At 49.8% G+C, this 19,640-nt stretch carries 11 protein-coding genes and 2 pseudogenes; 3 read left to right on the forward strand and 10 right to left on the reverse strand.

The window, feature by feature from the left end:
* Nucleotides 1-37: 37 nt before the first annotated feature.
* Both AN477_RS21280 and AN477_RS21285 read right to left on the reverse strand, forming a co-directional pair.
* Complete coding sequence (locus tag AN477_RS21280; RefSeq protein WP_054971192.1) at nt 38-1,072, reverse strand: SDR family oxidoreductase; 1,035 nt, start codon at nt 1,070-1,072, stop codon at nt 38-40.
* A 55-nt stretch (nt 1,073-1,127) separates the two neighbouring features.
* Nucleotides 1,128-2,006 (reverse strand): aldo/keto reductase, encoded by an 879-nt coding sequence (locus AN477_RS21285; RefSeq protein WP_054971193.1) that lies wholly within the window; start codon nt 2,004-2,006, stop codon nt 1,128-1,130.
* A gap of 204 nt (nt 2,007-2,210) precedes the next feature.
* Here AN477_RS21285 and AN477_RS21290 point away from each other — a divergent pair, with 204 nt between their 5' ends.
* Entirely contained in the window at nt 2,211-3,059 is an 849-nt protein-coding gene (locus AN477_RS21290; protein ID WP_054971194.1) for an MBL fold metallo-hydrolase, read from the forward strand.
* A gap of 58 nt (nt 3,060-3,117) precedes the next feature.
* On the opposite strand, the pseudogene arfA reads toward AN477_RS21290, so the two are convergent.
* Nucleotides 3,118-4,633 (reverse strand): annotated as a pseudogene (arfA, locus tag AN477_RS21295) (arabinosylfuranosidase ArfA).
* 450 nt (nt 4,634-5,083) lie between these two features.
* On the opposite strand from arfA, the gene AN477_RS21300 reads away from it, so the two are divergent.
* Entirely contained in the window at nt 5,084-6,199 is a 1,116-nt protein-coding gene (locus AN477_RS21300; protein ID WP_054971195.1) for a 5-methyltetrahydropteroyltriglutamate--homocysteine S-methyltransferase, read from the forward strand.
* A 188-nt stretch (nt 6,200-6,387) separates the two neighbouring features.
* Here AN477_RS21300 and AN477_RS21305 read toward each other — a convergent pair whose 3' ends face one another.
* The 3 genes from AN477_RS21305 to xylA all read right to left on the reverse strand — a co-directional run bounded on the left by AN477_RS21305 (nt 6,388) and on the right by xylA (nt 10,857).
* Nucleotides 6,388-7,773, reverse strand: a complete 1,386-nt coding sequence (locus tag AN477_RS21305) for a GH1 family beta-glucosidase (protein ID WP_054971196.1) — start codon at nt 7,771-7,773, stop codon at nt 6,388-6,390.
* 83 nt (nt 7,774-7,856) lie between these two features.
* Nucleotides 7,857-9,365 carry a xylulokinase gene (gene xylB, locus AN477_RS21310; protein WP_054971197.1) on the reverse strand — a complete coding sequence of 503 codons (1,509 nt, stop codon included), beginning with the start codon at nt 9,363-9,365 and terminating at the stop codon, nt 7,857-7,859.
* 178 nt (nt 9,366-9,543) lie between these two features.
* Nucleotides 9,544-10,857 carry a xylose isomerase gene (gene xylA / locus AN477_RS21315; protein WP_054971198.1) on the reverse strand — a complete coding sequence of 438 codons (1,314 nt, stop codon included), beginning with the start codon at nt 10,855-10,857 and terminating at the stop codon, nt 9,544-9,546.
* Nucleotides 10,858-11,144: 287 nt separating this feature from the next.
* Between xylA and AN477_RS21320 the strand changes: the two genes are divergently transcribed.
* Nucleotides 11,145-12,338 carry an ROK family transcriptional regulator gene (locus AN477_RS21320; protein ID WP_054971199.1) on the forward strand — a complete coding sequence of 398 codons (1,194 nt, stop codon included), beginning with the start codon at nt 11,145-11,147 and terminating at the stop codon, nt 12,336-12,338.
* A 160-nt stretch (nt 12,339-12,498) separates the two neighbouring features.
* Here the strand turns inward: AN477_RS21320 and AN477_RS21325 are convergent, their stop codons facing one another.
* The 4 genes and pseudogenes from AN477_RS21325 to AN477_RS21340 form a co-directional block, all read right to left on the reverse strand.
* Nucleotides 12,499-14,613: a glycoside hydrolase family 52 protein gene (locus AN477_RS21325; RefSeq protein ID WP_157062106.1), complete on the reverse strand. Its 2,115-nt coding sequence runs from the start codon at nt 14,611-14,613 to the stop codon at nt 12,499-12,501.
* Nucleotides 14,606-16,228: a glycoside hydrolase family 43 protein gene (locus tag AN477_RS21330; protein WP_054971201.1), complete on the reverse strand. Its 1,623-nt coding sequence runs from the start codon at nt 16,226-16,228 to the stop codon at nt 14,606-14,608. Before AN477_RS21330 ends, AN477_RS21325 begins: the two co-directional genes overlap by 8 nt.
* A gap of 83 nt (nt 16,229-16,311) precedes the next feature.
* Entirely contained in the window at nt 16,312-18,657 is a 2,346-nt protein-coding gene (locus AN477_RS21335) for a glycoside hydrolase family 3 N-terminal domain-containing protein (RefSeq protein ID WP_054971202.1), read from the reverse strand.
* Nucleotides 18,658-18,691: 34 nt separating this feature from the next.
* Nucleotides 18,692-19,536 (reverse strand): annotated as a pseudogene (locus AN477_RS21340) (NAD-dependent epimerase/dehydratase family protein).
* Nucleotides 19,537-19,640 lie beyond the last annotated feature (104 nt).

Consider the following 19,640-nt stretch of genomic DNA (forward strand, 5'->3'; position numbering starts at 1 on the left):
TTCGACATTGTATCGCTCAAAAAGCAGCGGAGATTGGTTACGCGCTAGCCCCACTCTCAGTGGCGATGAACTTTGCAGCACCTTCCAGGGCCTCAATCACCCTATCACACCACGCGTCAAACTCACGATCTTCTTTTTGATACTCCGGATGCGCTAGGATGAACTCGACAGCCTGTTTGATCCCCTGGTCGGCACGAACTGTGGCAACAAACTCCGGCACAAGCCTTTTCAACTTGGCGTTGTCGAAGACGACGGAATTGGCCTTGTCCCCAATCAGTCCCCCGCGCAAGTCGTCCGTACTGCAGGCTGCCAAAAATTCTGATGAAACGTACACAGCGTTTAGCTTTACGCCGAGCGCATCCGCAATCACGGCATAAATCTGATTCCAGGTCACCGTTTCATCTGAGGTAATATGAACGGATTCTCCGATGGCGTGGATATTGCCCATCAACCCAATGAACCCTTTTGCAAAATCAGTGTTGTGGGTCAAAGTCCAAAGAGAAGTGCCATCCCCGTGAATGATGACAGGTTTTGCTTCCATCATACGCTTCACCACTTGCCACGATCCGCTTTTGCCGTGAACCCCAAGCGGGACTGAACGCTCGTCATAAGTGTGACTCGGGCGGACAATGGTGATTGGGAATCCTTCGTCGCGATACTTCTGCATGAGGTATTCCTCACATGCAATTTTGTTTCTTGAATACGCCCAATACGGATTAGACAGAGGGGTACTCTCCGTGATCCGATAGTCTGACGGCGGCGTCTGATAGGCAGAAGCTGAACTAATAAAGATAAACTGCTTTGTACGACCATGAAACAAACGGTAGTCTCTCTCCACCTGCGCAGGCTCAAAGGCAATAAAATCCGCAACAACATCAAAGTTGTGGTCTTCGAGCAGGTCTTGCACAGCATTTTCGTCGTTGATATCTGTTTGAAGCGTGCGTACATTCGCCGGCAACATCTGATTGCGATTACCCCTGTTCAGGAGATACAATTCGTGGCCTTGTTCAGCCAGTTGTTTTGTAATCGCCATACTAATCGTTCCCGTGCCCCCAATAAACAGCGCTTTCATAGAACTCCTCCCCAATCAGCCAATTTCATGGTGCGTTACGCACTGGCACGGCACCTCATGCAATGGAGGTAGGTGCACCAAATGGAGTTGTGTACTCCGGTATACGGCTTAAGATGTCCGTCACTTCTTCAGTCGACATTTGACCATAGCGATTTACGGCGTCAACGATTTTCGGGAACAAGTGAACATCCCCAGCACTGGCAAACGCACTCACACCGGCCTGGTTCAGGACAAAATGCACACACGCGTCGATCACCTTTTGTTCATCAAACGGCTCATACCAAGTCGCGTAATTCCGTTTCTGATTGACATCCCAAGGGCCCTTTGCAATCGCCTTAATGACTCTGAGCGCAACATCCTGTTTCACGGTCTCTGCCCGGAGAGCATCGAAGTCGAACCTGTATTCGGGCATGGAGTACAGTTTGAAGTTAAGCGGCGTCAGTACAGCGTCGAATGGGAACCTCCGTAACGCCTCGAGATGGGTGGCAGGAGCCATATGCCCGTGACCTGTGATCCCGATGGCTTTGACAATCCCTTCGTCACGCGCTTCCACCAAGGCTTCGAGTGCTCCACCCGCTGATGTACATTTATCGAGCTCCTCAATGGATCCAACAGCATGCAATTGAATCAAATCAACGTCATCAACTTGCAGGCGTTCGAGCGACCTGTGAAGTTCCCTTTTCGCTTCTTCTTTCGTGCGCTTTCCAGTCTTGGTGGCAAGAAAGATTTGTTGGCGAATTTTTGGCATCCACGGGCCCATACGCAGCTCTGCGTCACCGTAATCCGCAGCGGTGTCAAAGTGGTTCACACCGTGATCGACAGCAAATTTGATTGACTTATCTGCTTCATCCTGTGTGACATTGCCAAGACTCGCTGCGCCAAACATCACTGCTGAACTCATGTACTCCAATTTGCCTAAGCGACGCTGTTCCATGACAAAGACCTCCCTTTAATCGATGTGCCGTAAGACAGTGCGTGACTTCAGACGGAAAGGGAACAGGAAAAGGGAATATGGAAAGGGTTTCACCTTCTATTGTACGCCTGCCGTCTCGATTGACAAAACAATAGATTCATCTATGTAAAACCATGGTAAGCTAGGAGACAAGCGTCGTTACGCACGCGACTGGAGGTTATAGCAGTGAACTACTACTATCAACAAGGTCAGACACTTAAGAAGGATATCGAAACCACAATCATTCCGGATGGGGCCGTTGGCATTTGGAGCCTTGGTCAGGCTGGTTTCGTGATTAAGGCGCCAAACAGCAGTCAGTACATCGTCCTCGATCCCTACCTGACCCGCTCGATAGAGGTGAACGACCCGGGTACCGAGTTCGTCCGGGAGTATGACCCACCCCTGGAGCCTATATCATTGTCCGACGCTTACGCGATCCTGATATCTCACCATCACGACGACCACCTAGACCTGTCTACGCTGAACGAACTTCATCAGGTTTCACCGAAGACTTCGTTCGTTTTGCCTGCAGCACATGAACATATGGTCGCTCATCTGAATCAAGATGCCATAGTGGGCGTCGTTGCAGGCCAAAAATTTCAGACTGGGCCATTCATGTGCGAAGCGATTGCGGCCGCTCACACGGAATACGTGCAAAATGCCAAGGGTCAAGACCTTTACCTTGGATATTTCCTTACCGCCGGTACTGTACGCATCTACTTTAGTGGAGACACCGTCGTTACCCCGGAGTTGATGGCATCCGTTGCTGCATTTCAGCCGCATATCGCAATATTGCCTATCAACGGCCAAGACGTGTTCCGCACGTCGCGAAATATCATCGGTAACATGAGCGGACGCGAAGCCGTCGACTTCTGCAATGCTGTAGGGGCCGATTTATTCATTCCCTTCCACTATGATATGTTCCCGAATAACCGAGACAACCCGGCGCACACCATAGATTATTTATTCCATCATCACAGGCATCAAAAGTTTCATATGCTGGCCGTCGGCGAACGTTTCATCTATCTACCTTGACGGCTGTCCGTCCACGAATATCGTTGCCTGGTCATTTATACGGTTAGAAACAAGCAGCTCAGCTTCTCTTACCGAACCGAATTACGTTCCACGACAGTTTCGGCAATGAACACTCTAGATGCCCATCATCTACATTGGACAATTTCACCAGACGAGGTATCACAACATTGGGGTTACCGACAGTATTGCATGCTTTCACATCGTCATTTTGTAAGACGATATGTTCGATTACCTCATAGCCATCGAAGCTTCGAATGTCCGCATTCAATACGAGTGCATCGTCCAGATCACGATTCACAGCAAAAATAGTTAGTTCCTCTGCAGACTCGTTAAACACAGCAATCGATTCCAAGACAGGTACATCGTTGTACTCTTTGGTATCGTACCTCGGCGAGGAAATAATCGGACGCAACACAGTGCCCCGGCCGTACCGAGAGGCATGTAAAAACGGATAGTAAATCGTCTGCTTCCAGGCATCTCCGCCTTTAATTGTCATAATCGGTGCGATGACATTGACCAACTGCGCCATGCTTGCCATTTTTACTCTATCAGCCCGTTTGAGGAGGCTGATGAGCATCGTGCCGACAACCAGTGCATCTTCCATGGTGTAGATATCTTCAAGTTGCGGCGGCGCAATCGACCAAGGTTCAATCTGCCTGTCTGCCTCATTGGAATGAAACCAAACATTCCATTCATCGAAAGAAAGATTGATTGTCTTTTTACTCCGCTTCTTCGCCTTCACATAGTCACAAGTCGAGACAACTGTGTGGATAAACTGATCCATATCTAAAGAACTTGCAAGAAAGTTCGCAGTGTCATCGTCACGATTACCATAGTATCTATGTAATGAAATGTAATCTACTTGTTCGTAGGCATGGTCCAACACTGTTGCTTCCCACTCCGGGAAGGTTGGCATTTGAGAACTAGAGCTTCCAGCCAAGACTAATTCAATGGATGGGTCGACCCATTTCATGACTTTAGCGGCCTCCAGTGCAACACGACCGTATTCTTCAGCTGTCTTATGACCAATTTGCCAGGGTCCATCCATCTCATTCCCAAGGCACCACGTTTTAATCTTGTGCGGTTCCCTATAGCCGTGTGAGATGCGCAGGTCACTCCAATACGAGCCGCTCGGATGGTTACAGTATTCAACGAAATTTCGAGCATCATCAATTCCACGTGTTCCCAGATTGACAGCCATCATCACTTCTGCATTTACCAGGTTAGTCCAATTCCACGAATTCATTTGTGCCGACTTCATTCGTCTCAATCGTTCTCCATGCGAGGTCAAGTCGACGTTTTCGATTGGTCTTGAGACCAACACCGTCCTCCCAGTTATATCCTGACACAAAGTTGCCACCCGGATAGCGAACAATGGACACCTGTAACTCTTTAACCAGTTCAATGACATCCATGCGAAATCCCTTTTCATTTGCATATGGATGTCCCGGTTCGTAAATGCCACCATAAACTGCACGTCCCAAGTGTTCAATGAACGAACCGTACACTCGGTTATCCACTTCAGCTACTTGAAAATGTTTGTCTAATATCATCTTTGCCTTTTTCTGCGTCACGACTGTTCTCCTCCAATCCTCTGTTGAATTTCTATGTTTACTGAGTGAAAAGGGATTTACGGTGGAGCCGTATGTCCCTTCTTCATCTTTTATTCCAGTTCCTGCACGTCATTGCTACTTCACTGACAATGTCCTTGGTACATATGCCAGTACCTCACACCCCGTGTCCGTAACGCGAAATGTTTCACTGAAGGCGACGCCATAATCCTCCTGCCGCATTCCACCTCAGCGGAGCATGATAGCGCCGATGACACGCCGCAAGTTCCAATATCACCGCATCGCCGTTTACAATTCAAATTTGCTTGTCGCTCAATTGTGTTTACAACAGTTGCACATAATTCACCCATTTTGAACCCTCCTCGAGTCGCAGACATACAAGAAAATCGCTATGATGGTAAAGAAGACTCGTGCTATTTTTGTTTTCCATCTTCAAAGTAGAGAGGTGTAATCATGGTATCTGCAAACTCAACAGGACCACGCCAAGCGCCGCCGTTCCGAGCCGATCAGGTGGGCAGCTTGCTTCGAACGGATCGCGTTCACAAAGCGCGCTCAGACTATGCTGCTGGTGCGATTACGTCTGAACAGCTCCGTGATATTGAAAACGAAGAGATTCTCCGCATCGTCCAAAAACAACAGGAAATCGGCTTGACTGCGGTGACCGACGGCGAGTTTCGGCGGGCATTCTGGCACTTTGACTTTCTTGAAAGACTCGATGGCGTCGAACGGTATGAGATGGACGGCATTCAGTTTCACGGGACAAAGTCTAAATCCCAGGCTATCCGCGTTGTGGACAAGGTCGGTTTCAGCCACCACCCGATGCTGGAGGATTTCAGGTTCCTGAAGCAAGCGGCGGGCAACAATGTTGCCAAAATGACTATCCCAAGCCCGAGCATGCTTCATTACCGCGGAACGTTTCAGGACGGCGTGTATCCTGACTTAGATGAGTTTTTTGACGATCTCGGTCAAGCTTACGCGAATGCCGTTAAGGCCTTCTATGCTGCAGGCTGCCGTTATCTGCAACTAGACGACACATCCTGGGCTTATTTTTGCTCCGAAGATGAACGAGCAAAGTTGCGCTCTCGCGGCCTCAGTCCTGAAGATCTCATGGCTCAGTACGCCAGGACCATTAATCAGGCTGTGGCAGACAGGCCGTCCGATATGCGGATTACAATGCACATCTGCCGCGGCAACTTCCGTTCCACATGGATTACATCAGGGGGGTATGAACCGGTCGCACAGACGCTGTTCCAAGGACTAAACATCGACGGATTCTTTCTCGAATATGATACAGACAGAGCGGGCGGATTCGAGCCTTTACGGTTTGTACAGCGCCCTGACCTGCAAATCGTGCTTGGTCTCATCACCTCCAAACACGGTGCATTGGAAGATGCAAACGAAGTCAAACACCGTATTGAAGAGGCAACCCGTTACGTACCGCTCGAGCAACTGTGCCTGAGCCCGCAGTGCGGATTTGCATCTACAGAAGAGGGAAACTTGTTAACTGAAGATGAACAGTGGGCAAAGCTTCGACACGTGGTTGAGATTGCAAAGGATGTCTGGAGATAAGACCGATGGGCAACAGGATGAAGCAAAATCACACAGATTAGACTACAGCATCATTTTCTGTGAGCCTTTGAAATCCGTCAACCTGCCCGTTTCGGACCAAAGCCGCGGCTGCTCTTCGGGCCGCGGCTTTACTTTCTCCGGATCACGCATGATTTTTGACATGCTTCAGGTTGCATACCGCGTGTTAACTACTTCGTCGATGCCCTGTTCTGTGCTTGCTCTTGCACCCCATTGTCCGTAATTACCTTTTGATACCAGTGGAAGCTGTCCTTCGGAATCCTTGCCTGGGTATCGTAGTCCACATACACAATCCCAAACCGCTTCGTATAACCAAAAGCCCACTCAAAGTTGTCCATGAGTGACCATACATAGTATCCCTTTAAATTTCCGCCTTCCTCGATAAACTGATGAGCCGCTTGAAGGTGCGCATGTACATAGTCGATCCGGTCGTCGTCGTGCACTTGTCCTTCCCTGACGACATCCGGACTCGCAGCACCATTTTCGGTAATGTAAAGAGGCAGACTTGTGTACTCAGATTGAAGACGCTTTAAGAGATCGTACAAGGCAGGAGGATACACTTCCCAGCCCATGTCTGTGACTTTGTTCTCGGTTTTTACGTGACCAACCTCGAGCAGTGACCCGTCTGAGTGATTCTTCACCACGGATCGGCTGTAAAAGTTAATTCCAAGAAAGTCTATCGGCTCTGAGATGGTCTTTAAATCCCCTTCATGAACGAAGTCGAGAGGCCCGATATGCTTTTCCAGCCGGTCGATAAATTCACTTGGATAGGCACCCTTGAAAATCGGATCGAGAAACCAGCGATTCGAGAAAATATCCTGTCTAGCTGCTGCCTCAACGTCCGACAGATTATCTGTTGCTGAGTAAGCAGGCGTCAAGTTCAGCGTGATCCCAATATCCCCGGTAAGCCCCATCTGTCTATACAGTTTCACCGTTTCTCCATGCGATAGCATGAGGTGATGAGCAGCTCGATAGGCACGTCGCCAGTCTTTCAGGCCCGGCGCGTGCTCTCCAATGCCGTAACTGAGCATTGAGGCACACCAGGGCTCATTGTGAGTGATCCAAAGCGGAATTTGATCACCAAGGGCCTTGAACGCGGCTTCCGCAAACTCCAGATAGTGTTTCACCGTTTCCCGGTTTGACCAACCGCCTTCGTCTTCCAGCCATTGAGGCAGATCCCAATGGTAAATGGTCGTTGCCGGCTGAATGTTGTATTTATGCAACTCTTCAAGCAGCCGCTTGTAAAAATCGAAGCCATGCTCCAGAAATTTTCCCTTCTCAGGAAAAACACGGGGCCATGCAAGTGAAAAGCGATATGAGTTGATTCCGAGTTCGGACATCAATCGGACGTCATCCTGATAGCGATGGAAATGATCACAGGCAACGTCACCCGTGTGACCGAACAGGACCTTTCCGGGCGTCTTCGAAAATGTATCCCAGATCGAGGGACCTCGTCCTTCTGCTTTAGCAGCACCTTCGATCTGATAGGAGGCTGTCGCAGTACCCCATATGAATCCGTTTGGGAACTCTCGGTATCTCTGCTCGATCGCACTCATGGTTTATTTCCTCTCCTGCTCAGAATGATTCACACGTTCAAGAGTACTTGTGTATTTAAACGTTCAAGGTGATACATCACCGCTCAGTTACTCTTGCTGTTTCGAAACTTGTATAGCTCCGTGCTCACAGATTGTGTCGCTGGATAGATCTCTTTGTACACTGAATAAAGCTCCTCGTATTGACCGACATTCTCTTTGTTTGGCTGGAACTCTTTTATCACCCGAGTAAACTCCTGTGCACACGCTTCGAGCGAGTCAAACCAACCACACCCGTATGCTGCGAGCATGGCTGCGCCCATTCCAGGCCCCTGCTCATTTTCCAGCTTCAAGACAGTCGCATTAAAGATATCTGCTTGTATCTGCAGCCAGTCGTCGCTTTTGGCTCCGCCGCCAATAGAGATAATCCGGTGAATCTCTTTTCTTTCTCTCCGAAAAATTTCTATCGACTCTTGGAGAGAGAACGTGATGCCTTCAATCACGGCCCTCGTAAAGTCTGCACGCTGATGATTTGCATCGATGCCCACAAAGCTGCCTCGAATCATGGCATCTGCGTGAGGCGTTCGCTCACCGACTAAATATGGGGTAAAGATGAGCCCCCGGGCACCAACAGGGGATTTACCCAGGTCTGACAGTAGGTTTTCATAGCTCTCTTCGTTCGCGAACGTACTCTTAAACCACGATAAGCTAAATCCCGCCGCAAGCGTTACACCCATCGTATAGTAGGCGCTTCCCTTGGCATGGTTGAAAAAGTGAACCTTCCCGTGAAACTCACGGTTCTTATTATCCTCATAGGATAAAACGACCCCTGAGGTGCCAATACTGCACATGGTATCTCCATCAGACAAAATGCCGGCCCCAATCGCCCCGCACGCATTGTCCGCACCACCTGCGAAAACTTTCGTGCTCCCAGATAGTCCGATTTCTCGAGCAACACCCGGGAGCAATGTGCCAACCATATCGAAAGAATCCACCAGAGGTGGACATAGTGTGATTGGAATGTCCAGCATCTCACAAATCTCCGTACTCCAAGCTCCACTACTAACGTCAAGCAGCAAAGTCCCTGCAGCATCAGAATAATCCATTGCGAGTGAACCGGTCATCCGAAACCTTAGGTAATCTTTCGGCAACAACAAAGTGACCGCTTTTCCAAACAAGTCTGGTTCGTTTTCCTTCACCCATAAAAGTTTAGGAAGGGTGAACCCTTCTAGCGGGATATTTTTCGTAATGGTAATCAGTTTTTCTCCGAGGGTGTCGGTGATCTGCTTGCACTGCTTGGTTGTTCTTGTATCGTTCCATAGAATCGCGTTTCGGAGCACCTGATTCCGGGCATCCAGCAACACAAGCCCATGCATTTGTCCAGAGTAACTGATCCCTTCAATGTCCTCTGCTGAAACACCAGCCCTGTTCACTAAGTCTTTCAGTGCAGAAATCGTCTGTTTCACCCATTCTTCAGGATCCTGCTCACTGAAACCCGATTGTAGTTGAATCAGCGGGTACTCTTTCGAGACCTCGAAGCAGACCGTTCCCTCCTGATTAACCAACAAGACTTTGACGGCACTTGTGCCCAGGTCAATTCCTATGACATATTTCATTTTTACCCTCCTGAAGATCCGGGAGTTTATCAAGGCGAGAACAAAGAGGAGGCATTATCCATTCGATTCCTTACCTTAGCGGCGGCCGATACCAGCAGAAAAACTGGAATCGACCGCCCCAGAAACACAAGGATTTCACAGTTGCTTCACTTGACGTCTATTAAACCTCTAACCTCTATCACACTTCCAAAAGGTATTGGTTTAACACGGATAACAGCAGCTCCTGGCGACCAGATGTTTGCACTACAAATTCCTTGTCGATGATGTATTCTTCCAATGTCTTGAACGTTGCCGTTCCGTCAAGAATCGTTTTCCCGATTTCGCTCTGGTAACTGCTGTAGCGTTCTTCAATGAAGTTATCGAGAACCTTGTCTTCCGTCAGTCGGGCCGCGACCTGGAGTCCTCGAGCAAATGTATCCATACCAGCAATGTGACCGTAGAACAGGTCAACCGGGGTCATTGATGCCCTTCTCACCTTAGCGTCAAAGTTCAAACCCCCGCTGTGCAAACCACCGTTTTTTAGAATCTGGTACATCGCCAACGTTGTACTGTACAGATCTGTCGGGAACTCGTCTGTGTCCCACCCGAGCAACGGATCTCCCTGGTTTGCGTCGACAGAGCCCAGGGCGTTATGAATGCGGCTGACGTACAGTTCGTGCTCAAATGTGTGTCCAGCAAGCGTTGCATGATTTGCCTCGATATTCAACTTGAACCGGCCATCTAGACCATGTGTCTTCAAAAAGGAAATCGTCGTTGCTGCATCGAAATCGTACTGGTGCTTCGTTGGTTCTTTCGGCTTTGGTTCAAGCAGGAATTGACCCGTGAAGCCAATCTCATCCGCGTAGTCACACGCCATTTGCAGTAAGCGAGCCATGTTGTCGAGTTCGAGTTTCATGTCCGTGTTCAGCAGGGTCTCGTATCCTTCACGGCCGCCCCAGAACACATAGTTCTCGGCACCAAGCTGTTTCGCGACTTCAAGACCTTTTTTCACCTGAGCAGCAGCAAAAGCAAATACGTTCGCGTCAGCAGATGTTGCCGCACCATGGACGAACCGTGGATTGGAAAACATGTTCGCGGTATTCCACAGTAGTTTTTTTCCAGAAGACTTCATATATTCTTGAATCATGTTTACAATGACATCAAGATTATGATTGGTTTCGCGCAGGGTTGAACCTTCGGGCGCAATATCGCGGTCATGGAAGCAGAAGTAGTTGACATTCAACTTATCGAAGAATTCAAATGCGGCTTCAACGCGCTTTTTTGCAAGTTCCATGCCCTGGAACCCGTCCCAAGGACGAACCATTGTCGGCAAACCAAAGGGGTCGTTTCCTTGAAGAGTGAATGTGTGCCAATAACTCACAGCAAATCGAAGGTGCTCCTCCATGGTTTTTCCAAGGACCACTTCAGTTGGGTTATAGTACTTAAATGCGAGAGGGTTACGAGACTTCGGGCCTTCGTACTGAACCTTTTCCACATCTGCAAAATACGCCACTTCGGTCACCTCTACATAAGATTTGTGCGATGCCCATATACACACGCCACACGTAATTCATGTGAATATGAGACCGTTTTCAGTGCAGGATGCTGCTTCGGAAGGACTGTAGCCTTGCCTCTGCAGGGAAATCAGTTAAACTGCAAAACGTAGTTAATGCGGTAGGAAAACAATTTGTTTGTTTATTGAACTTATCATATACTAACCATAGGTGATTGGCAATGCATCTGTGATGTAAAATCGCTGAAATCATACACCCACAATTTCTCTAATAAGGCGGTATTCGTGTGAGAGCAACTGGTGACCAAACATATATTAAAAATCTGAACCGCTCCATTGTCTTAAATCTGCTGCGTTTCAACAGCCCATTGTCGCGCGTTGAAATATCGCGTCAAACAGGACTGACAAAAGCGACAGTCTCTGGGATCATCGAACAGCTGCTCCAAGAGCAGTATGTACTTGAAGACAGTCATGTCGAACCAACCGGGTCAACAGGAGTCGGGCGTCGTCCTGTTCCTTTGCGCTTTAATCCAAGCGCCGGACACGTGATTGGGGTTGATTTGGGCGTTGACTACTTTCGCGTCCTTGTAATGGATCTGTCATGCAAGGTATTAACCACCTACGATGAGACAATTGGCGAGTCGGACAGTACCGATGATGCAATTCGCCGTATGGTTGACATCATCAAGCTGGCCATTCACGCTGCGAACGATACACCGCTCGGAGTTATCGGAGTCGGTGTCGGTATCCCTGGCCTTGTCGATTCAAATCGAGGGGTCATCTTAAACGCACCTAATTTGCATTGGAAAGATGTCTCACTTCGTTCCATACTGGAAAACGAACTCCGTTTACCAGTATTTATAGACAACGAAGCCAACGTCGGAGCAATCGGTGAGCAATTGTTCGGTGCGGGCAGAGGGGTATCAAACGTGGTATTTCTCAGTCTGGGACGCGGTATTGGAACCGGAGTCATCTTGAACAATCATCTGATTCGCGGACAAGCAGGCATTGCCGGTGAGTTTGGCCATATGACGATTGACGAAAACGGACCAAACTGCTCTTGCGGCAACAAAGGTTGCCTGGAACTCTATGCATCAGAGACGGCGGTGATTCGACACTACCATCAACTGACAAACACCACTGCTTCCTTCAAAAACGTAATCAGACAAATGGAAAAGGGAGACGAGAACGCAAAAAAGGCGGTTGAGTCTGCAGCTCATTTCCTAGGGGTGGGCCTTGCTTCTCTTGTTAATGCGTTGAATCCGGCACTCATTTTAATCAGCTCACGTTTTGATTCGGGAGAAGAAAACGTTATTCAGAGAGTTTCACAAGTCATCTCAGAGCGTTCGTTCATAGCTCCATATTCTCCAGCCCGTGTTCAAACATCTCAATTTGGTTCCTTCTCATGCGGTATCGGGGCTGGGGCCCTGGTGTTGCAAGCACACTTTTCAGGACCGGACTCACAGGCATATTCGTCCTGAGCCGTTCCAAAACAACAGACTGGGGAGTCAGAACAAAGGGGACAGAGTGACTATAAAGGCTGCTCGTCGGTAATGACGAGCAGCCTTTTTTCCTTCCATTCTCTATTCCACCCGAGTCTCTTCAAAAGACGCCAAACATGCGATTCGTGACACCCTGACTTTACTGTTGAGTCGCTTCTTCCAGCCAAAGGATGCTGGTTACACCCCGCGGATAATACCTGCTGCCAATGGCCTCTCCTCGCACCATTTGATCGCTCCAACTCCAAACGGACAGCGTAGGATGCGTCAACCAACGGACATGTGCCTCGTCGGCTGAGGCAGAGTATTTTGCCCCTGCGAAGCCAAGAATCTGCCGCGCAACAAACTGACATAGGTACACTTTGCTGAGCCAAGAGTTATCACTGGTGGACGAAATTTTCCACCCTCCGTCTTGAAACAGACATACATCCTCTACCAAAACAACTTCAAAGTGCTTCTTCAGCGCATCAAGGAAGAAACCAAACTGTCCGTCACTATCGAGTGCCTCCTGGCAGTTCATGTAGTACGGGAAAACCAGTCCTTCAATGGCCGGGATGATTTTCGAGTCGTTGTTTTCACCCATCACTGCGGGAATGTATCCCGCTTCTGTTTGGAAGGACACAATGGTTTTGGCGCATTTCATGGCTTGGTCCAGTGCCAGTTCTGCGAGCACACCTTGCCCATTGTCCTGGAACAGCTTGTTCAGCCCAACGTAGGCCGCCCATGACTTGCTCGCCAAGTAGAGGTTGTTTCGAGCTTGACCCAGAGACGTGTCAAGACTGTCGTACGTGGTGATTTCTGCCCCACCCATCGTCCGGCTGCTGTCGAGAGCCATCACACCATTGCGCTTCGCAGGATCCGGGTTATCCCGGTTCAGCATACTTTCAAAACACGCTTCGAGGATCGGGAGGTTGACGGACAACCATTCCTTGTCCCCGGTTTGTTCAGCGTACACGGCTGCACAGAGCACCCAGTTGACAAGCTGTTCATGCGTCATATGTGAGAAACATCCGGTTAATCCATATTCCTCATACGAAGAGTAGCCCGGCCTCGACAACTGATTTGCAATGCCCATGTCATGAGTAAAGCTGAGGCCACCTTGATGTGTCTCTGCCTGGCCGGGGAAACGGACTTCATCTCGATAACTGTATCGAGATGAAAACATATCAAGCTCGTTTTTCACCGTCCAGGGATTCATCTTCAGCTCATAGAACAGTTGGTCAACCGTCAAGTCAAAGGTGTTCATCATTCTGTATTCACCTTCGTTAATGACCCAGAAGGGACGGCCTTCCAAATCGAGCAGTTGTGACGAACCATAATAACTTCGAATCGCGTGAGCCATCATGAACTGCTGGTCTACAGACAAGTGGTTACGCTCGACAAGCGAGTTGCACTGCTCTGCCTTTGCAATCAACATGTCTGAGTTGGCAATGGCGTAAGCTCCAACGTCTTCGATGTTCTTGAAGAACCTCGTATAGTAGTACGATGCATCGAGTCCCGTTGTAACGATACCTGCTCGGTAAAAACAGACGGCAAACCGAAATGTTTTCTTTTCACCCACAGGGACATCCATGATAAACGCGGCAACCTTGCCGAGGCCGAATGTCCAATTTTCCTCCAGCGGTGTTGTAAGGATATCCTGCATGCTGAAATGCATCGCTTGCTTGGCACTGTCGTCCGCCGCGATAAGTGCGGTAATTCGACCCTGACCAACACCCTTTAACCCATTCTCAAGGTTGAAAAATCGCATGCCGCTGTATGGGTCATTTCCTTCGTAGCCGAAAAAGGCGCGTCGCTTGCGGTTTCCGGTCGTATTGTCTACTGTCAACTCGGCAATGACTGCTGGAACAAGTACTTCTTTAAGGGCACTTTCGTCAGTAACCGTCGGATCAGGTACCCCTTGAACAGGCGAATAAATGGTAAACGTCAAGTCGTCCGCAGACCATGTGTCTGAGCCCAGATGAAATTCACGCGTAATCCGCTGTCGTTCGATGGGACGTATCACCTGATTCGACTCGGAAGCCAACTCGGCTTTCTCGACGTCGTAACGTTTCGCTTCGTCGTCTCCGAAATCAAAGAACGGTAAAGCGTCATACTTGCCACCTTCTTTGGTCTCAAGGCCGATGTAAACACTTTTTCTCGGAGATTGTCCGAGCTCAAGATCGAGACCGCCCCCAGCCCCAGGGAATCCGAGGGTAAAACTCGAATATGCACCAATCGGTGCATGATGTGCGTTAAAGAATATATTTTTACTCACTTTCATCCGTCCTCTCGAGCTCACGATAGGTAAAGTAGTCAAAGTCAGCGTATTTTTTCCGACCGCTCAAGTCTTGCACACATAGACCGACAAACGCACCGGTAAAGCCTGCATCCATCTTGACACCATTCAAAGGAGACTCAACGTGTTCGTCCGAAATCTTGCTTGCGTCAAGCACACCTCCGATGGTCATCCAGCGCATTCCGTCAAAAGAGTATAAGAACTGTAACTTTTCATCGGAAATGCGCATCCCCAGGTAAACTTGAGGGTGACCTTCGATGGACACAGGTCGTGAGAGAACATCGTTGTAGATACCGTGATCGGTCGCAATGACATTGAGACATTTCCCCAGTTCCTCGTCGTGGCTCACGTACAGATAGTAGTAGTTTTTCGTGTTGTAGTAATACACAATCCCAGCCATATGCTGATAGCTTTCCGGTTCGAACTCCAACAGGGTTTCCACTTCCACGTCAAACGCCTGTTGCCTTCGCGCTACCATGCTTTGCCCATGCAGGGAATTCAAGGATTCACGGCCCGTCAGTCTAAGAAATCCTGGGCGCGACTTTAGTGAAGCCCACTTCTCAGACAAGGGCTCACGCAGAGTGTTCATATGAATGCTGAGCTTGTCTTCATCAAAATGAACAGTCACAGGTTCGCTTGAAAACGGGTGTTGCGGAAGGTTGGGTGCCTCCACGTCCACTTGCGGATGATGCCCGCCGCCAGCCAAACGCAGCCAACCGTCGCTTGTCCACTCGACCTGTTGCAAGGCTGTCTCCCGCCCTAAGGTGCAATACATCGATGGTCGAAGCGGCCGCCCGCACAAGTAGGCGATGTACCACTCACCGGTTTGCGTTTGAACAAGGCTTGCGTGGCCCGCTCGTTGCAATTGGAGTTGTGGATTGTCTGCTGCCGTCAGCATGGGGCCTGCGGGATCGGCCTCAAACGGATCAAACAGTGACTCTGACCGAGCGACCGTGACCGCATGTTCAAATCGCGTACCGCCTTCCGCCACAATCAAGTAATAGGTCCCATCATGCTTGTAGATGTGCGGCGCTTCCGTGAGACCGAGCTTGGTACCCTTAAAGATATTGTAAATCGGACCTGTCAGACGCTTTTCTTCCACAGAGTACTCCTGCATGACGATACCAGCGAAAGGGTTCCTGCCTTTTCGGTAGTCCCGAAGCATATTAACAAGCCACTTTTTGCCGTCCTCGTCATGGAACAGGGACGGATCGAAGCCGCTGCTGTTGAGATAAATCGGATCGGACCACGGGCCTTCGATGTTTGTTGCCGTTACGAGGTAGTTATGGGTGTCCCGAAATGGACCCATATGCGATTTTACATCGGTGAAGATGAGGTAGAAAACCCCGTCAGAGTAGCTCAGGCAAGGTGCCCAAACGCCGCCGGAATCTGGATTCCCGAGCATGTCGAGCTGACTCCTGCGGGTCAGCGCATGCGTGAGCAGCCGCCAGTTCACCAAGTCCTTCGAATGGTGAATTTGGACACCTGGAAACCACTCAAACGTGGACGTTGCAATATAGTAGTCTTCACCGACGCGAAGAATCGAAGGGTCAGGATTGAAGCCTCGTAAGACGGGATTCTTGATGTTCGACACGAGATCGTCCTCCTTTGCGGGGATTCGCTTACACGGGAGAGGACCGCGTCGCTCTCCCGTTCAGGCCAACATTCACAACTCAATCAGGCTTCCACAAGCGTAGTGAAGGCTCGGTTTGTAATGACTGTTGTCTTACCAACGACATTGAAAGCGCCGGTTAAGCGAATATCCTCGGAGGAGGTGCCGACCATCACCTCATACTGCCCAGGCTCAACCACGTACTCCATGTCGTGGTTATACAGACCAAGACTGCTCACAGGGAGATGAAATGCCACCGTTTTCGTCTCACCGACCTCCAAGGTTATGCGTTTGAAGCCCTTCAGCTGTTTAACCGGCCGCGTCACAGTCGCCTCACTGTCGTGAATGTACAACTGAACAGTCTCATCACCGCGAACGGCGCCGACATTCTTGACATCCACCTGTATCTCAACCTGTCCGTCCGCCGCAAGCTCCGGGTTTTTCACAACGAGATTCAAGTACTCGAAAGCTGTGTAACTGAGGCCATAACCAAATGGATAGAGCGGCTTCGTCGACATCTCCACGTAATCCCCCTTCCAGTGGGAACGACCCCCAGAGGGTTTATGGTTGTAGTAAACCGGAACTTGTCCAACGGAGCGCGGGAAGGACATGGGCAGCTTGCCACCCGGATTGTAATCGCCAAACAGCACGTCGGCCACTGCAGCTGCACCTTCCTCCCCTGGCAGCCAGGCTTCGAGAATCGCCGGCACGTGCTCGTCCAGCCAAGGAATGGACAACGGGCGGCCATTCACCAACACAGCCACGATTGGAGTTCCCGTCTGATAAACTGCTTCGACCAACTGTTGTTGAACGCCTGGAAGGTTCAGATCAGCCCTGTCACGAGACTCACCTGACGTCGAACTATTGGTTAGGCCCGGCTTATCCCCAACCACGACAATCGCGATATCTGCAAGCTCCACCAGTCGGACGGCCTCTGCGATGCCAGATGCGTCACTTCCCGTCACGTCAGCGCCTTGTGCGTAGAGCACTTGTGCACCTTCGGGGGCTCTGTCCCGAATGGCTTGCAGAATGCTGATAATCGGCACAAAATTAGATTCCATTTCTAAATTTTCAGGAACCGGGGTATTGAAGACGTTCGCACTATCACGCATCTCAATCAGTGTTTCAATGTGGCACGGATACGCGTAGTCCCCAATAATATTGCGAACACTGTCCGCATTGGGACCAATCACAGCGATGGTTTTCAGGTCTCTCGACAGCGGCAAGACGTTGTTTTCATTCTTCAATAGGACCATGGATTCTTGCGCGATCCGGTGGGCTAACGACCGTTGCTCCTTCGTATCAAAAACAGCCTCAACCCGCTCTACGTCCACATACGGATTCTCGAACAACCCCATCCTAAACTTAGCCGCGAGCACTCTGCGAACGACTGCATCCACGAGTCCAACATCTATGGTACCCTGCTTTAGCATCTGTTTGATCGGGTCCGCATAACAGTCCATACTCGGAAGCTCGACGTCCACGCCTGCCTCAAGTGCCAACTTTGCGGCTTCCATTTTGTCTTTCGCCAGGTGATGGTATTCGTAGAGCATGTTAATCGCAAAGTAGTCTGAGACCACCAATCCGACAAAGCCCCACTCGGTACGCAGTGTGTCGATTAAGAGCTTCTTCGAAGTGTGGCAAGGCACACCGTCCAATTCGTGATACGCAGGCATAATGGCGCCAAGTTTGCCTTCCTTCACAACCGCCTCAAACGGCAGCAGGAAATCCTCTCGAAGTTCCCTTGAGGGAATGTGCGCAGGTGCCCAGTTCATGCCGCCTTCCGAGATGCCGTAACCGACGAAGTGCTTGCCGGTTGCAATCACGCCGTCTCGAATGTCATCCGTCTGCAGGCCTTTCACATACGACAACCCCATCTGGGAAACGAGGTATGGGTCTTCTCCGAACGTCTCCTCGGACCGCCCCCAGCGGGCATCTCTCGTGATATCCAACAGCGGCGCAAGCGCTTGATGTGCGCCAACTGATTTCATTTGTTCACGGATGACAACTCCCATGTCATGAACCAAGGCGGGGTTCCAGGTGCTCGCGACCCCAATCGTCTGTGGGAAACATGTGGCCCCTTTGGCCATGTAGCCGCTGCAAGACTCTTCGTGAACCATCGCTGGAATGGCAAGACGTGTGTTTTCAGCCAAGTATTTTTGAATACGGTTGGCGAGTTTAGCGCTTTCAACCGGGTCGAGACTGCTTGCGCCGCCGATGCGTGTAATCTGACCAATCCCTGCTTTGAGCAAATGGTCTGCTTTTTCTTCGGAAAACGCCGTTTTGTCCAACACTTCATATGACCAGATACTGCTCAGTTGCGCAATCTTTTCATCGGTCGTCATTTGAGCCAACAAGTCTTCAACGCGTGCTTCCACGGATGCATCCTTGTCTAAATAGACAGCAGACATCTGTCCTCACACTCCTTTTCCTCACCTAAATGGCTTACACTTGGTTCCGCCAGCAGTGTACGGGTTGCCACCCCAATAACATTCCTTGGCCTTTTTGTTGCTGAGGAGTGTTTCAAATCCATCAAGTGGTGCTCGGAAGTCTTTGACGTTCGGATATCGCGCTGCCATGAGTTCCCTGCTGGGGATATCCATGCTGGTTTCATCGTTGGCAACGTTCAAAGCTACGGCACCCAGGTTGTCTGTTTCGATGGCCTGGCGGCAGGCTGTCGCTGCATCCCTCGCATCAATATAACTCCACAGAATGCGCTCCCTTTGTATCGGATCGTGGATGAAATCCTTGAAAGATGCGTATTGTTCAGGAACAATCACATTGCCTAGGCGGAACGAGACAACTTGAATGCCTGTCTTCCTATGAAACATGGCAGCCGTTTCCTCATTCACAATCTTGGACAGCCCATAACAATCTTGCGGGAACTGGGGGTGATCCTCATCAATCGGAACGTACTCTGGTTGGATGGGATGGATGGCAAAGCAGATTCCATAAGAGGATTCGCTGGAAGCAATGACCGCCTTTTGAATCCCGAGGGTGGAAGCGGCTTCAAGCACGTTATAAGTAGACATCACGTTGTTTTGAAAAGTAACTTCGTTTGGATGCGAATACGCGACTGGAATGGCAGCGAGGTGTACAACGGCATCGGCACCGCTCAGGACCCCGTAAACTTCGCCCAGATTGGTTAAGTTGGTGATGACCGTGTTACAGACGGGATCGGCCGGGTACTTCGTATCGACATTCAGGACATCGTAGCCTTGCTCAACAAATTCTCGAACAACCCATGTTCCCAACTTTCCACTGCCGCCTGTTACAACCACTTTGGTCAAGGAACACCACGTCCTCTCAGGTTATCATCCACTTGTGATTCCTTCGGTAATTAGTTCGTACAAAAAACAAATCAATATGATAGAATTATATATAGAGGAGCTCC

This window comes from Paenalicyclobacillus ferrooxydans, assembly GCF_001399675.1.
GTDB classification, from domain to species: Bacteria; Bacillota; Bacilli; order Alicyclobacillales; family Alicyclobacillaceae; genus Alicyclobacillus_B; species Alicyclobacillus_B ferrooxydans.

Excerpts from the sequence above, each read along its gene's own strand:
- AN477_RS21280 (WP_054971192.1), bottom strand. The coding sequence starts at position 1,072 with ATGAAAGCGCTGTTTATTGGGGGCACGGGAACGATTAGTATGGCGATT.
- AN477_RS21285 (WP_054971193.1), bottom strand. The coding sequence starts at position 2,006 with ATGGAACAGCGTCGCTTAGGCAAATTGGAGTACATGAGTTCAGCAGTG.
- AN477_RS21300 (WP_054971195.1), top strand. The coding sequence starts at position 5,084 with ATGGTATCTGCAAACTCAACAGGACCACGCCAAGCGCCGCCGTTCCGA.
- AN477_RS21305 (WP_054971196.1), bottom strand. The coding sequence starts at position 7,773 with ATGAGTGCGATCGAGCAGAGATACCGAGAGTTCCCAAACGGATTCATA.
- xylB (WP_054971197.1), bottom strand. The coding sequence starts at position 9,365 with ATGAAATATGTCATAGGAATTGACCTGGGCACAAGTGCCGTCAAAGTC.
- AN477_RS21335 (WP_054971202.1), bottom strand. The coding sequence starts at position 18,657 with ATGTCTGCTGTCTATTTAGACAAGGATGCATCCGTGGAAGCACGCGTT.